This is a genomic window from Bacillus cereus group sp. BfR-BA-01355, from assembly GCF_022663675.1.
GTDB lineage: Bacteria > Bacillota > Bacilli > Bacillales > Bacillaceae_G > Bacillus_A > Bacillus_A thuringiensis_S.
Genome location: NZ_JAKUFY010000038.1, coordinates 36,668 through 51,309, shown reverse-complemented (window position 1 = coordinate 51,309; position 14,642 = coordinate 36,668). Strand labels below are relative to the sequence as shown.

Sequence of the window (14,642 nt, the reverse complement as noted above, 5' to 3'; positions counted from 1 at the left end):
AACAGTTGGTTCTAATACTTGGCGTACTTCTCCGTAATGAATTAAGCTTTTATTCATTAATAGTAATTTATCAAAATACGATTCTGCTTTACTTAAATCATGATGGACAACGACAATCGTTTTTCCTTCTTTACGTAGTTCCCTAAGAATTTTAATGATTGTCTCTTCACTTGTTACATCAATTCCGACAAACGGCTCATCTAAGAAGAATATTTCCGCCTTTTGCGCTAAAGCTCTCGCCAAAAAGACACGTTGTTGTTGTCCACCTGACAACTCACCGATTTGGCGATTTTTAAACTCTTCCATTCCGACTTTTTTTAAGCAATCAAACGCCCAATCCCGATGCTCTTTCTTCGGTCTTTTCATCATACCTAAAGATGGATACGTTCCAATTAGCACGACATCTAAAACTGTAATCGGAAAGTCCCAATCTATATCACTTCTTTGCGGTACATATGCAACACTCTTTCTAACGCTTCGAATATCCTCTCCAAGAATTTGGACATATCCCTTATCATTTGGGATTAAATCTAATACAGCTTTCATTAAAGTAGATTTCCCCGCTCCATTTGGACCAATAATTCCAACGAGCTTCCCTTTTTCAATATCGAAGGAGACATTTTGAACTACTTGATTCCCTTGATACGATACAAACAAATCTTTAACAATTATAGCCTCACCCATTTTTTATGCATTCCCCTTTCTTTTTTTCGTGTATATAATTATTTTGCGCAAAGGCAACTTTTAAGCAAAAAAATATAAAGCGAATGTAAACCCGCGCTTAAGTTTCCTTAAGGAAACTTTTTTATATGAGTCAAATTATATAAGCTATATGAAAATTTGTAAACTAAATTTTACTAATTTATAAATATATAATGAAAATAATTATCAATGTGGAACAAAATATATTATCTATTTTATGATTTTTTGAAAAAGATATTACTGTGAAAAAATAAGCAATATAGTATATAAATGAAAGAACCTACTCGTATGAGTTGGCTCTTTCTCTTTTACAATATTTGATACGCTCTGCAGCAAAAAATATAATTAAATTACTTCCAAACAACACCTCGCCTCTCATATTCCATTCTATATTCAACAGCAGCTGCAATTTTAGAACTTGCGAACTTTTCCGTAATCCAAAGAGCTAAATCAGTTCCTGAAGTAACTCCTCTTGCAGTAATAATATCGCCTTGATCTACAATTCGGTAATGAAGAAGTTCTGCCCCATATTTACTCATTTCACCCTGTGCCAAATGGTGCATCGTCGCCTTTTTACCATTCAATATACCTGAGGCTGCTAGTAGCATACCTCCTGTACAAACTCCCGCAACAATCGTTCCTTCATTATGCATCTCTCTAATCGTTTCTGTCAGTGTTCCAAGCTCTGCTTGCTTTCGTGCCCCATGTTCAGCTTTATGATTCCAGCCACCACCAGGTACAATTAACAAATCTGGGCGATTATCCATTCGTAAAAAATCATGTAGTGTAACCGTAACTCCAAACGAGGTAGTAACTTCTTGTTTTCGTTCACTTGATACGAGTTCAACTGTAAACGGAGCCCCTTCTTCTATTGCTCTTTTCAGTACTTCAAACGGCGCGAAAGAGACAAGTTCTCCGAAGCCATCAAACAATACAATTTGTATTTTCATTTTCGGACACCCCATATTGTTTCTTTTTTGAATCGTAAATTAGGACAATAAATGTTATCTACAAATATACGACCAGGATTCACTCTTGCAATTACAGCCTTTACCTCCAATTGCCCTTTTTCATTTACTAAACGGTTACATTTATAAAAATCATCCTTGTTTAATTCAGAAATCATATGTTATCCCCCCTGAAACTGCTCTATTCTAACTTTACCACCATGACAGAATATTCTCTATTCGTTTTAATAGTTGTTTTAAACCAAAGAAGTAGATAATAAAAAGAGCCAATCCCTATAAAATAGAAGATTGACTCTTTACTTTACTCCCCTGTTTCAGAAAATCGCTTTATACGTTCACCAATTTCATCGCGAACACGTTGAAATTCAGACCACTCTTTTCCTGCTGGATCATCAAATCCCCAGTGAACACGATTCACATGCGGCGGAGTAGATGGACAGACAGCATCTGCATGACTACAAAGCGTAACGACTAAATCAGCACTATTTAAAATGGTTGCATCAATTATATCTGATGTTTGATTTGTTATGTCGATATTTACTTCGTTCATTGCTTTAATTGCGTTCGGATTTACTCCATGTGCTTCGATTCCTGCAGAATACACATTCCACTTATCTTCTAAAAATTGTTTGCCCCACGCTTCTGCCATTTGGCTTCGGCATGAATTTCCTGTGCATAAGAAATAGATTGTCTTTTTGTTTTCCATGTTGTTTTCCACCTTTGTTTTTAAATTATACTGGTTGATCATTAAAATATTTACGCTTAAACCAAAAAGCGACGTTTACAAGTGCAATCATTACAGGTACTTCCACTAACGGCCCGATAACAGCTGCAAATGCTGCGCCCGAATGAATACCAAACACACCAACTGCTACAGCAATCGCTAACTCAAAGTTATTACTACCTGCTGTAAATGCTAACGTTGTCGTCACCGGATAGTTTGCACCAATTTTTCTTCCCATAAAGAAAGAAACAAAAAACATTACAATAAAATAGATTAATAACGGAATCGCTATTCTTACTACATCTAATGGTACGCTAACAATCATTTCCCCTTTTAAAGAGAACATAACGATGATTGTAAATAGTAATGCAAGTAATGTAAGTGGACTAATCTTCGGTATAAATACCTTTTCATACCACTGTCTACCTTTTAACTTAACGAGTACAAATCGCGTCAACATACCTGCTATAAAAGGAATTCCCAAATAGATAAACACGGATTTCGCTACTTCTACCATTGTAATATCGACAATAGCCCCTTCAATTCCTAACCATTCTGGAATGACTGTTACAAACACGTATGCATAAACGGAGAAGAATAGCATTTGGAATACTGAGTTAAAAGCCACTAAACCTGCTGCATACTCTTTATCCCCATCTGCAAGATCGTTCCAAACAATGACCATCGCAATACAACGTGCTAACCCAATCATAATGAGACCAACCATATATTCTGGCTTATCAGGAAGAAAAATAATTGCTAAAACAAACATAAGTACAGGTCCGATAATCCAGTTTTGTACTAAAGATAAAACCAATACTTTTACATCTTTAAATACTCGGCCCATTTCCTCGTAACGAACCTTTGCTAATGGTGGATACATCATGACAATTAAACCAACAGCAAGCGGGATAGACGTCGTTCCAACTTGTAATGTATTCAGTCCATCTACTACACTAGGAAACACAAACCCTAAACCAATTCCAACTGCCATAGCTAGAAAAATCCATAGTGTTAAATATCGATCTAGAAAAGATAAACGTTTCATTTTATCCCCCTTCTTCTATGAAAAACCAAAATATATTTCATAGATAATTTCTCTCTTTTATATGTAATTAATCAATTTTTTTGATTAATAGAATAAAATTTTAACAGCAGCTACCTTTGCCTGTTTTTCTAAAGATACAGCATAATTCTTCTGATAATAAATTATTTACTTCCGCATCATTTAAATCATAATAACTCCACGTACCTTTTGTTTCTTTTACAATTAAACCTGCATCTAATAAGATTTTTAAATGATAGGACAACTTGGATTGCGTCATTTCAAAAACTTCAGTTAAATCACATACACACGTCTGACCTCGCTGACAAAGCTCATACATAATTTCTAAACGTTTCTGATCCGCCAACGCTTTAAATTTTTTCTCATAGAGCTGAAAATCTTGTGCCATTTTAGTTCACTCTCCCTTCATCAATTTTTTTTGATATTTATAGTATATATGTAGTTTAGCTCTTTATGCAACTAATTAATCAATTTTTTTGATTAATATATTCTTCTCTTCTTTCTCTTAACAGAACTTTTAAGTTATTAAATTACAAAATGCCCTGCATAACAGGGCTATTTTGTAGAATTATGCATGTTTGTATTTGAAATCATACGAAATACTTTCACATAGAAAACTGCACTAACAAGGGTACAAAGCAATATAATTCCGAACACAACAATTGGAGGTAGCCATGTAGAAAATACAATCATTATTGGTGCAATAAAACGCCCAATGGTAAATTGTAAATTAGATGCTGCCATATACTGTCCTCTAGAATTTTCAGGTGCATATTTACTGACAAAACTATGTAAAACTGGCGAACGAATCAATTCCCCAATAGTTAATATTGCCATAAAGCCAAATAGTAGCCATATATTCGTTGTTAACCCTATTAGAAACATACCCATTCCAAATAATATATTAGAGACAATTAAAACGTTTCGGTCGCTCCAATTCTCAAAATATTTTGCAACAGGTAAAGAACATAAAACAAACAAAATGCCATTTAACCCCATCATCCATCCGAAAATTTCAGTATTACTCAAAGAGAATGAACCAATATTCCATGAGAAAAGAGATTGAGTTGGTACAAATTCCTTTACATATAATGCAAGATAAAGATCTAGCTGCATGAAAGCTATCATAATCAAAACTCCCGCAAATATGTAAAGAGAGAAAATTTTATCACTAAAAATTTTCATATAATTATTCCATTGTTCTTTAAAGATTTTTGATATTGGATTGTTATCTCCATCATTTTTAGAAGCTTCGGGCAGCGTTTCTCTAATTATGAAATAGATTGCTATAAAATAAATAAATGTAACAATTGTACAAGTCCATAACAATTCACTTCGATAATGAAAGAAGAAAAATGAACCTAACACTGGTCCAAATACAGCACCAATATTATTTGCTGTAACAAAAGTGGCAAAGACCACCCTTCTATCCTTTTCTGGCACTATATCAGCTATCATTGCAGAACTTGCTGGACTGTATATTGCCCCGCTAATTCCAATACCGATATAGGCTAAATAATTAATCCAATGTGAATGAGATAAAGCAAAAACTGCAAACATTGCTACTTGTATGATTGTGCCTAATAGCATGACAGGTCGACGCCCTAATCGATCAGCTAAATATCCACCTAACAAATTACCTATTATGCCTACAAGAGGTATAATTGCCATTAAAATTCCGCCAATTGCTTTACCAAAAGCATCGCTATAGTATATTGCCATAAACGGAAAATACATCCAAAACAATGTATTGAACATAGTTTCGCCAATCAATCTAGTTTTTAAATTTCTGTCCCAAGATAACCATTTCAACGTAATACATCCCCTATTTCAACTTTTCAAATATTCACTATACATTTTATAAACTGTCAGTCCAAGGGAAATATAATAACATAAAGTGAATTTATTTTACAAATTAATATAGAAATATAAATTTTAATTACAACACATTCTCTAGTTATTATCCTTTAATGCAATTCGAACTCACAGATCACCGTTACTATTAAACTAGACTAGACTAGACTAGACCAGATCCAAGATATCACTAAAGAAATTCATCCTCAAAATTAATGAAGAAACAAATGATTCATAAATAGAAAAGAACATTGATTTTTTTCAATGTTCTTTTCTATTATTTCTGCATATGAATTAGATTTATATTCGAAAAAGTGCCTTACCCCTGATTCCTCTGTGCCTCTCTAAACTCCTCCTTCACCTTCTCTAACAACCCTTCTTCCGTAATTAATCGATACGCCGTATTTGCTAATGCTTTTGCCGATGTAATTAATGCTTTATCTCCAAGTTCTGAACGTGCTGCTTCTCTAAATTCATTCGTATGTGCAATTAAGTCATCTGGTCCGATTTTAATGTACGGATGAATTGTCGGTACGACTTGACTTACGTTTCCTGCGTCGGTTGAACCGATCCCTACTCTTTCTTTACGATTTACCTCTTCACCTAATAGTTCTAATTCTTCCGCTACGATATCGTTATATGTTTTTGTTACGAGTAATTCATCGATTTCATTTTGGAATTGATGAATTTTTACTTTTGCACCTGTTGCTAACGCTGCTCCCTCAGCAATGTTTCTTACTTTTTCTGTTACTTCTGCACATCTTTTTCGCGTTGCTGCGCGGATGAAGAACCTTGCCGCGGCGTAGTCAGGAATAATGTTAGGTGCTTTTCCGCCTTCTGTAATAACGCCATGAATTTTCACGTCTGACGGAAGTTGTTGGCGAAGTGCGTTAATACTGTTATAAAGCTGAATAACCGCATCTAATGCATTAATCCCTTCTTCTGGTGAGGCTGCAGCGTGAGCTGTTTTTCCGTAAAAATGAAAATCAAGTGGATCGACTGCTAATGAAGGACTCGTTGTCGCTGTCTTTGCGCTCGGATGAATCATAAGCGCCGCATCAATGTCTTTAAATAAACCTGCCTTTACATAACTTGATTTCGCGCTACCATTTGGCCCGCCTTCTTCTGCTGGTGTACCAAACACGACAACTTCCCCGCCAATTTCTTCAAGCGTTTCTGATAATGCGATTGCTGCTGCAACGCTAATTGTGCCAATTAAATTGTGACCACACGCATGACCTAGTCCTGGTAAAGCGTCATACTCCGCTAAAAATGCAATGACTGGTCCTTGTTTTCCTGAACTTTTTCGCGCGATAAAACCTGTTTCATGTCCAGCTATATTGTGTTGCAGCTGAAATCCTGCACTACCTAGTAATAAGCTTAACGTTCTGGATGCGTAAAACTCTTGGTTTCCAATCTCCGGATTCGCATGAATATCATGACTTGTTTCTATGTACTTTTCCTTATTTCTTTCGATACTCTCTTCAATTGTTTTTCTTTGTGACGTTACTCCTGTCGCTCCCATTGTTCTTCCTCCTTTTATTTTCACGTAAAAAAGCCTCTTTCTAAAAGATAGAAAGAGGCTTCTGTATATACAATCAAAATGAGCTTCTTTCTTATCTTTCAAGTTACCTTGCTGGAATTGGCACAGTATTCATAACGAATCCGCTGCCGAGGTATCATAGGGCCAGTCCCTCCACCTCTCGTGATAAGAATTTTCATAAAATTATATTAAATTACATTCATTCTAAGTTCATTCCAAATAAAAGTCAAGGAATTCCTATCCGAATTTACCGAATATCTAAAAATCCTTTTAATACACCAATTGTTTCTGGCGCTTGCAGTCTGGCACATACGTACGGAAATTCTGTACTACCTTCAAACATCATTTGAGATGTAAGCGGTGCGCCTGCCCAGAAGATTTCATCATCAATTACGATAAACGGGAATGCTTTATTTTGTCTTTGTAACTTTACATTTTTCAGTGGAACTGGTCCATCACTATAAACTGTTATCTGTGCATTTGTACGCATTAACGCTTGCCATACTCGCTTATCCACTTGTTTTGTACTTGGAAGTGAAATAATAATTTTTCGTTTTGCGGCTAAAATATCTTTTAATAACCCTTTCGGCTCTTCAAGATTCATTTCCATAAACCAGCGTAAACGTTTCGAAATTTTCCGTTCCCACAATTGTCTTGATGTCGTGCGATCATACACATCTCCATGACGTTCTATATGAGCTGTTAATTGTGATAACGCTTGTTTTCTCGAAAGGTTTTTACGCATATAATGGCAATCTGATAATTGAATGAACTTCCCTCTCGCTCTTGTCACTGCTACATTGACGAGGCGATGGTTTTTGTGATCAAAGAATAATACGCCAGGTCGTTCTTGCGGATAACTGTCAACCGTATCAAAGATCATCATATCTCTTTCAGAACCTTGGAACTTATGAACTGTCGCCGCTAAAACTGGTATGTTTTGATATTTCGTTCTCTGCAACATTTCTCTAATACACGTTGATAAAAAGCGTGACTGCGCCCTGTAAGGTGTCACAACACCAATCGACTGAACACCGTCTAACAATCCGATTAACATCATTTGCATCGCTACTAAACCAGACATAATGTTAAAACGTGAACCAGAAGCCGCATCTTTTAACGAAAAAGCTCCCATTTGGCTCGTATCAAATAAAACACTCGCTTCATTTGCGAACGGCTGCAATTGCGCAAGTTCTTTACGCTCTGAAACAGAAGGATGATCGTATACTCTATTTTTATAAATAAACGAATTCGTAAACTTCGATATATCCGCATGCATACGTCTTTGTTCCTGCAACATAAATAGGTTCGGATGTGCTTCTGATTTATTAACAGACTCAACAATCCCAGCATGGTAAAACATATCTTCCCCAAGCCATTTGCGAACAAGTTCATGGTTCGCCATCGCAATTGGAGGTAATTGTAAAAAGTCGCCACAAACAACGATACGTTTTCCAAGTGAAGCAGCTAATGCGATTTGCGGAACGAACGCCATACTCACTTCATCTACGACAACTAAATCAAATGTACGCTCATAAATTAGCGCATCAATTGCACATTTTGATAGAGTTGCACCAATTACTTTCGCATTTTCAATATATTCTTTTTCTACTTCTTTAATTTTCGCTTTTTGCTTTCGAAGATCACTTTCAATCTCTTGTATACGCTTCTTATCAGCAGAAGTCGCTTTATATGATAAAATCTTTTCACGAAGATCTTGTCGTGTTTCTTCTAAATAGAGTCTTTCTTCTCCCCAAGATCCGTTCGTCGTTTCAACTAGCTTCGACGTAAGTAATGTTTCATGATTTCGTATATGTTCATGTTGACTATAACCGTAACGAACAATTTCGCCAGGTGTCCATTTCTTTTTCTTCTCAATTTGTTTCGTTACTTCGCTCATTAATACGTCCACTGCCGCATTACTATGAGCTAACACAAGTACCGATTTTCCTTTTTGGTAATGAGCCGAAATAATACGTGATAAATTGTACGACTTCCCTGTTCCAGGCGGTCCCCATACGTACGTTGTCGGATTGTAAAACGAACGATATGCTAGTTCATTTTTCGGATTTTTCATCTTCTCAATATGCTTCGGACTGCTCGTCCCATCAACGAGACGCTTTATACGATTACGTTTTAGCTTATCTTTACGTGCTTCTTTCAATCGCTCTTGCAGTTGCTCTAAAAGTTGCCACGGTTCACTGTATAAAACCGCTTCTCTTATTTCACCTTGTATATAATCATTTAATTTCAATTCTATTTCTAATCCATGTACAGATAATACTTCTCCTGTCGCTTCCTCACCATCGAACTCAATTCGAATTGGTGAACCTTCAGGTAAACTTACTTCCGAAATAAGCTGAAATACATACACTGTATTCTCATAATCTGTATATAAAAAACGACCGTTCATGATAGAAATTTTACTACCACCTATCGTTTTCCAATGTTTAATTTCATATGCTAATGCATAATGCCACTCTTTCATCGTTTCCGATAATGAAGGAGTTTGAGTAGGTATATTCATCGTATAATCTCCTTCCTTCTCCCCAAACATACTTTCTCACTATACCATACAACACGCTTAAATTTGTAAGGTTTTTATCTTGCTTATTTTCTTAATTTTCAATAATATATTGTATATAATTTTCAGAAAGAAGGAATCTACATGCCAGTTAGAAGAATTGAACACGTAGGACTTATGGTTGCAAACTTAGAAACATCTATTACTTTTTATGAAAAAGTAGTTGGCTTACAGCTCATTAAGCGAATGGGACACCCAAACCCAGACTTAAAACTCGCTTTTTTAGGTGTAGAAGAATCGAAGGAAACGATACTTGAATTAATTGAAGGCTACAATTCTTCTCTTCCGGCAGAAGGAAAAGTACATCACATTTGCTTTAAGGTAGATTCATTAGAAGAAGAAATCACAAGACTAAAGAAACACACAGTAACCTTTTTACTAGGAGAAGAAGTCGAAACATTACCAGATGGAACACGTTACATATTCTTCGCTGGTCCTGATGGAGAGTGGATTGAGTTTTTTGAGACGGAGAGATAAAACAAACCTTTATTTTGCGGGATAGAAAAGGAGCCGGAATTACGGTCCTTGTTTTTAACCAGTAACAATGAAACATACCTCCAACCTAAGAATTTACCAAGATTAAAAATACAATCATTTTGTTAGGAGGAGAGAATGGGAAATACAGTCTTTATTATTGTTTTTTGGATACTGATACTATTTCCAATCCTTTATGTAATCAAGATAAAGGATTGGAATATAAAAACAGCTGCCTTATTTGTTGGAAGGATTCTATTAAGTATTGTCTATTTTATAAATGGAATGGTATTAGGTCTGCAACGAAATTGGGTAGAACCTCCCTATGAAACAGAATGGGATTTCTTTGTAAAGTCTTTACTAAACGGAAAAACTGATGCACTTATACACTTGTTACTTCTAATTATTATCATTACTTTGGATCTATTCATTACATTTTATTATATCAATAAAAAGAAATAGGATATTCTCTCCTATTTCTTTTTTATGAGTAGCGCCATATCGTTATCAAACTAAGGTTTTATGTTGCCCCTAAACAATAATTTTTTACATTTTTACTCTGGAGATGTCAATTTTACTATATTTTGGGTATTTATTTTTACTAGCTTGATGGACATGGGGTTGATTTATTTTCTTAGGCTGATAGGCATGTGGTGCTATCCCATTGCTATTAAGCTAAGAATTTAATTGTAATAAGGTAATACTTAAGATACAAATAAAATATCTTTTCCATGTCGCACTGTTTTATTGAAGTCTATCCCGAGTTGTAGCTAGTTCAATGCGACTGTAAATTCGGAGTTCGGTGCGCCAGCAAATACAACCGTTCCATTCTCTGGTAGTTTCACTTTGTTATTATCACTAACGACGGTAAAATTGACGCATACTCCATTCTCATCATACACCGCGAATGAACTTCCTGATGGCAACTCCACATTCATCGTTTTCCCTGCTGCCTCTTGCGGGACCGTAAACCATTTCGCATGCCCATTTTTTTGCAATGTAACTTTTGATAATCGACCTGTATCAAGGGGTTTTACGTTAGATTCACTGACGTATAAAAAGCTGGACATCTCCATATATTCAGTACCATCCTCTGTATAGAAATGGGCTTCCTTTGTATCCCGCCCATTCATCACAGGAATTTGAATTTGATGCGTCGCCGTATTCGGACCTGTAATTTTTTTGCCGTCCCAATATCCATCCTTGATCGTAATTTGTGTGTTAAGAGGCATTAGTTGTCCTAGATAGTTCATAGAATTAAATTTTTCGTTAACGAGATAGAACTTGCCACCCTCGCGCTTCGCCCATGCAGCAGCTGTTTTCTTCGGTAACACATTGTTTTCTAATTTCTGGGCTAAATAGTGAGTCAGCACATTTTGCCCCAATCCCGGTGATAATTCATATGTGCTCTCTCTCAAATAAACTTTTCCATTCTTCTCTGTGACGAAGTTAAGCTTGGAAGTACCCTTCTCATTTATAAAGCTTCCATCCGCCGTATATACATATTTTTCTTCCGGTTTAGTTGGTAAAACCAGTTCTCCCTTCTTCGTAATTTCTATTTTGAAATGGCTATAGCTATTTCCATAAAATCCTGCTTTTTTTACCACGTCTTGAGGCACTTTAGCCTTGACGGGCTTTCCGAAGGATTTATCTGGCTTTATATCCTTAATTGTCCCTTTCTCTTTAAGCCTAGCTAGCAGTAATTTATTTGCCAACAGTTGATTTGTCATGCTGCTGCCGCCGGAGGACAATACAGCTGCTGCCATCTTCTGTTCTGGAAGCACGACCAATGTAGCATGTTGCAGTATCGTATCCCCACCCTTAGTCAACGCTTTTATCTCATATTCACTGAATGGGTATAGTTTCACACTATCCCAGCCAAGTCCATAGTTGAACACATTTCCGCTATCTCCCGGCCACATTCCTTTTTTATATTCTTCTTGTTCCATCGCCTTGACTGCTTTATTAGAGAGAATTTCTTTTCCCTGTCCCATAAATATTTGTGAGAATCGCACCACATCTTCTGCAGTAGAAGAGATTCCTCCCGTACCAATTAGATTCACCATTTCACTTGGTAGCTGTCCCTGGTATGTCGGAGAATACAGTCCAGCCCGCTTTTCGTCTTCCCATTTGTCTTGCGATGTTATCGTATGATTCAGTTTTAATGGCTCTGTAAACTTTTGATGTAGAAATTCAGTAAAACTCATACCGCTGACTCTTTCTACCAAGATCTCAGCCAGTGTAAAACCGTCATTACAGTATACTGAGAACGCACCAGGGTCTGCCTTCAAGTTTTGGTTGGACAATTGTTGCAATAATATATCATGGGCGTAAGCATCATTATCTTTAAATAAAAATGCATTATTGAACGTCGAACCTTGCAAACCCGAGGAGTGATTCAACAGCATACGCGGTGTAATACGCTTATATCGTTTATCTTTCATTTTAAAATCAGGAATATAGCGGGCAACAGGAGCATCCAAATCAACTTTTCCTTCGTCTACCAGTTTCATAACAGCCGCAGCTGTATATACTTTACTGGTTGAACCAATTCCGTATAGAGTATCTTTGGTTAGTGGCTCTTTCCCTTCTATGTCGTTCTTACCTGTCTGCCCCGACAAAATAAGTTTACCATTATCAATCAGCGCATACTGTACACTAGTCGTCTCATAGGACTTCGTGAGCAGTGCAGCGTTCTCTGCAGCAATCTTCTCCAAATCTTTGCTAGCAACTTCTTGGCTAGATACAACCGGAGTCTTACTGCTAGAAGACGCTATCGCTCCTGTTGGTAGACTCATCGTTAGAGCTAAGGTAGCGGCTAACACTCCAGATAATTTATTTTCCATAAGAAAAATTCCTCCTTAGATAAATGATCGATTTCATCTTTTATTTGTTCAATTACAAACATCACATAAACTACTATTCTGGCTTTATCCCTACTGTCTATATTCAACAAGTAAAATACTTTTAAAAAGACCAGTATTCTCGGCTCTACCCATACTGTTCAAATTGCCGTCAACATATGCCCCTCCAGCAAAAGTATCAAATCCTAGAATAACATCTGTATGTTCCCATATCGGGACACCGTTAGGAAATATAATTTCATAGATTCCTAGACCATATCCATTGATTCTTCCCTTTCCTGTAGGAACTGTAGTGAGTATTCTGTTCTTTCAGTAATTGCCACCAATAGAATGCTCTTATTACTAGTTTGTTTTTCGTATAAATGTATCCTATTTACCCTCCCTCTTTTACGCTTCTCTATATTTGTATCCTACACAATAAAAATTTCTTTTTTCTTATCCATTTCTTACAATTTCCTTACGTTCAAATCACTTCTATAATTAGATAGGTTTTATTTTAAAATCTCCAGGATAATAAGTGCATATATAATCCCACGATTTTATAGAAGATGGATTAATAACCTTTCATGCACATCTCTAATATTCCCTTAGATTCCACCCTCAACCTTTACCACAGTTCCAACTGGCATCAACACTTCTTCACATTCTTATAAGTGGAAGTCATTATTTCATATTCATCATTGTAAAAAGATAAAACGAGAACTGAAACACCCCCTAATATAATTGACGTTGTATGAGCTTTGATTGATAGCGACGGGGTACCGCCAGTATTTCGGAAAAAACCACACTAAGGGTATACAAGGTTTTATACAGTTTTTCAGTTAATCCAATAAGAGACAAGAACCCTAAAACCGCACCAGGATAGGAAAGTATAAAAAATGCATAGATCCATAGAACAAAAAAAAAGACGATTCCCTTGTAAAATTAGGGAACCGTCTTTTTCTTCGCTATCGATAACAAAAATCAAGTACGTAATATTTTATTTGTCGATATTTTTTCAATCTTCATTATCGATTTCTATTGTACCTGTTCTAGCACTAACCTTTAAAATATTTAACAAGTTATCAGGTGTCTTGATTTCTACTTCATATTCAAATTTTGATTGTGCTAAGTTATCATCTTCTAATTCGAATTCTTTTTTCACATTAATAATTTCTCCATTTGTATGAGCTAAAGAAATTTCACGAACTTGTTTCTCTGTGTAGTTTTCATTCTTTTTTGCATAATTGTAACCCATACCATAATATCCACCAACAATAGCAATACCACTTACTAAAATAGCAATTACACTTATAATTATTTTCTTTTTATGCTTTAACATTTTCATCCACTCCTTAATGATTACTCCTCTATTCCAAATCTTGCTTCAAGCGCATTTTCTGCTTGCTCTAATTGATCTTCCAGTATATCGTGTTCTTTTTCTTGCGTTTGATATTGTTCAACAGTTATCGTTCCAGCGTGATAATCTGCTTCTAGCTGATTATCAGATAGATCTATCTTGTCATCCAATTGGTCAATTTCTTTTTTTGTTGCCAAGTACATATTTAAGTTATCTTCTTTTGCTCCAACTGGTTTCGTGTTATTTGCCTTTTCTACAATAGATGTGACTTCGTTTTTGAAATCTTGTGTTTGCTTCGTATCATTCGTAGCAGGCTCTGTTTTGTTTGGTTCTTGTTGTAGTTGAGCAACTTCTTTTTGTAATTTATCATTTTCCACTTTCAGTTGTTGCACTTCTGTATTGTTAACAGCTTGAGTAGAACAAGCTGTTAACAATACACAAGATATCGCTCCAATCAGCATCCATTTTCGCATTCTGTTTTCCTCCCTTTACATGTGCACCTTATCCTTGCCTTTATATTACTG

General features: G+C 35.9%; 13 protein-coding genes, 1 pseudogene and 1 riboswitch. Of the genes and pseudogenes, 2 read left to right on the top strand and 12 right to left on the bottom strand.

Features of this window, described 5'->3' with window-relative positions; genetic code table 11:
- The 9 genes and pseudogenes from MR167_RS14980 to MR167_RS14940 form a co-directional block, all read right to left on the bottom strand.
- The coding region (locus MR167_RS14980; RefSeq protein WP_242314912.1) for a metal ABC transporter ATP-binding protein at positions 1-684 on the bottom strand (684 nt) is incomplete at its 3' end.
- A 368-nt stretch (positions 685-1,052) separates the two neighbouring features.
- Positions 1,053-1,652 carry a DJ-1/PfpI family protein gene (locus MR167_RS14975; RefSeq protein ID WP_000701570.1) on the bottom strand — a complete coding sequence of 200 codons (600 nt, stop codon included), beginning with the start codon at positions 1,650-1,652 and terminating at the stop codon, positions 1,053-1,055.
- 38 nt (positions 1,653-1,690) lie between these two features.
- A pseudogene (locus tag MR167_RS14970) lies at positions 1,691-1,828 on the bottom strand (GNAT family acetyltransferase); the annotation flags it as partial.
- Positions 1,829-1,971: 143 nt separating this feature from the next.
- The gene (arsC, locus tag MR167_RS14965) at positions 1,972-2,376 is read right to left on the bottom strand and encodes an arsenate reductase (thioredoxin) (protein ID WP_000428340.1); all 405 of its coding nucleotides are present in this window, start codon (positions 2,374-2,376) and stop codon (positions 1,972-1,974) included.
- 25 nt (positions 2,377-2,401) lie between these two features.
- The gene (arsB, locus tag MR167_RS14960; RefSeq protein WP_002110658.1) at positions 2,402-3,442 is read right to left on the bottom strand and encodes an ACR3 family arsenite efflux transporter; all 1,041 of its coding nucleotides are present in this window, start codon (positions 3,440-3,442) and stop codon (positions 2,402-2,404) included.
- Positions 3,443-3,542: 100 nt separating this feature from the next.
- On the bottom strand, positions 3,543-3,848 hold the full coding sequence (arsR, locus tag MR167_RS14955) for an arsenical resistance operon transcriptional regulator ArsR (RefSeq protein WP_000046018.1): 306 nt from the start codon (positions 3,846-3,848) through the stop codon (positions 3,543-3,545).
- A gap of 167 nt (positions 3,849-4,015) precedes the next feature.
- Entirely contained in the window at positions 4,016-5,272 is a 1,257-nt protein-coding gene (locus MR167_RS14950) for an MDR family MFS transporter (RefSeq protein WP_242314911.1), read from the bottom strand.
- Positions 5,273-5,633: 361 nt separating this feature from the next.
- Positions 5,634-6,839 (bottom strand): M20 family metallopeptidase, encoded by a 1,206-nt coding sequence (locus tag MR167_RS14945; protein ID WP_000501375.1) that lies wholly within the window; start codon positions 6,837-6,839, stop codon positions 5,634-5,636.
- Positions 6,840-6,927: 88 nt separating this feature from the next.
- A riboswitch (SAM riboswitch) is annotated at positions 6,928-7,029 on the bottom strand.
- 75 nt (positions 7,030-7,104) lie between these two features.
- Complete coding sequence (locus MR167_RS14940; RefSeq protein ID WP_002162750.1) at positions 7,105-9,414, bottom strand: AAA domain-containing protein; 2,310 nt, start codon at positions 9,412-9,414, stop codon at positions 7,105-7,107.
- Positions 9,415-9,525: 111 nt separating this feature from the next.
- Here MR167_RS14940 and MR167_RS14935 point away from each other — a divergent pair, with 111 nt between their 5' ends.
- Complete coding sequence (locus MR167_RS14935; RefSeq protein ID WP_001145295.1) at positions 9,526-9,918, top strand: VOC family protein; 393 nt, start codon at positions 9,526-9,528, stop codon at positions 9,916-9,918.
- Positions 9,919-10,053: 135 nt separating this feature from the next.
- Positions 10,054-10,377, top strand: a complete 324-nt coding sequence (locus MR167_RS14930; RefSeq protein WP_000528636.1) for a hypothetical protein — start codon at positions 10,054-10,056, stop codon at positions 10,375-10,377.
- A 308-nt stretch (positions 10,378-10,685) separates the two neighbouring features.
- Here the strand turns inward: MR167_RS14930 and MR167_RS14925 are convergent, their stop codons facing one another.
- The 3 genes from MR167_RS14925 to MR167_RS14915 form a co-directional block, all read right to left on the bottom strand.
- Entirely contained in the window at positions 10,686-12,761 is a 2,076-nt protein-coding gene (locus MR167_RS14925; RefSeq protein WP_242314909.1) for a serine hydrolase domain-containing protein, read from the bottom strand.
- 1,015 nt (positions 12,762-13,776) lie between these two features.
- Positions 13,777-14,100 carry a PepSY domain-containing protein gene (locus tag MR167_RS14920; protein WP_000912129.1) on the bottom strand — a complete coding sequence of 108 codons (324 nt, stop codon included), beginning with the start codon at positions 14,098-14,100 and terminating at the stop codon, positions 13,777-13,779.
- 20 nt (positions 14,101-14,120) lie between these two features.
- Complete coding sequence (locus MR167_RS14915) at positions 14,121-14,591, bottom strand: hypothetical protein (protein ID WP_001233663.1); 471 nt, start codon at positions 14,589-14,591, stop codon at positions 14,121-14,123.
- Positions 14,592-14,642 lie beyond the last annotated feature (51 nt).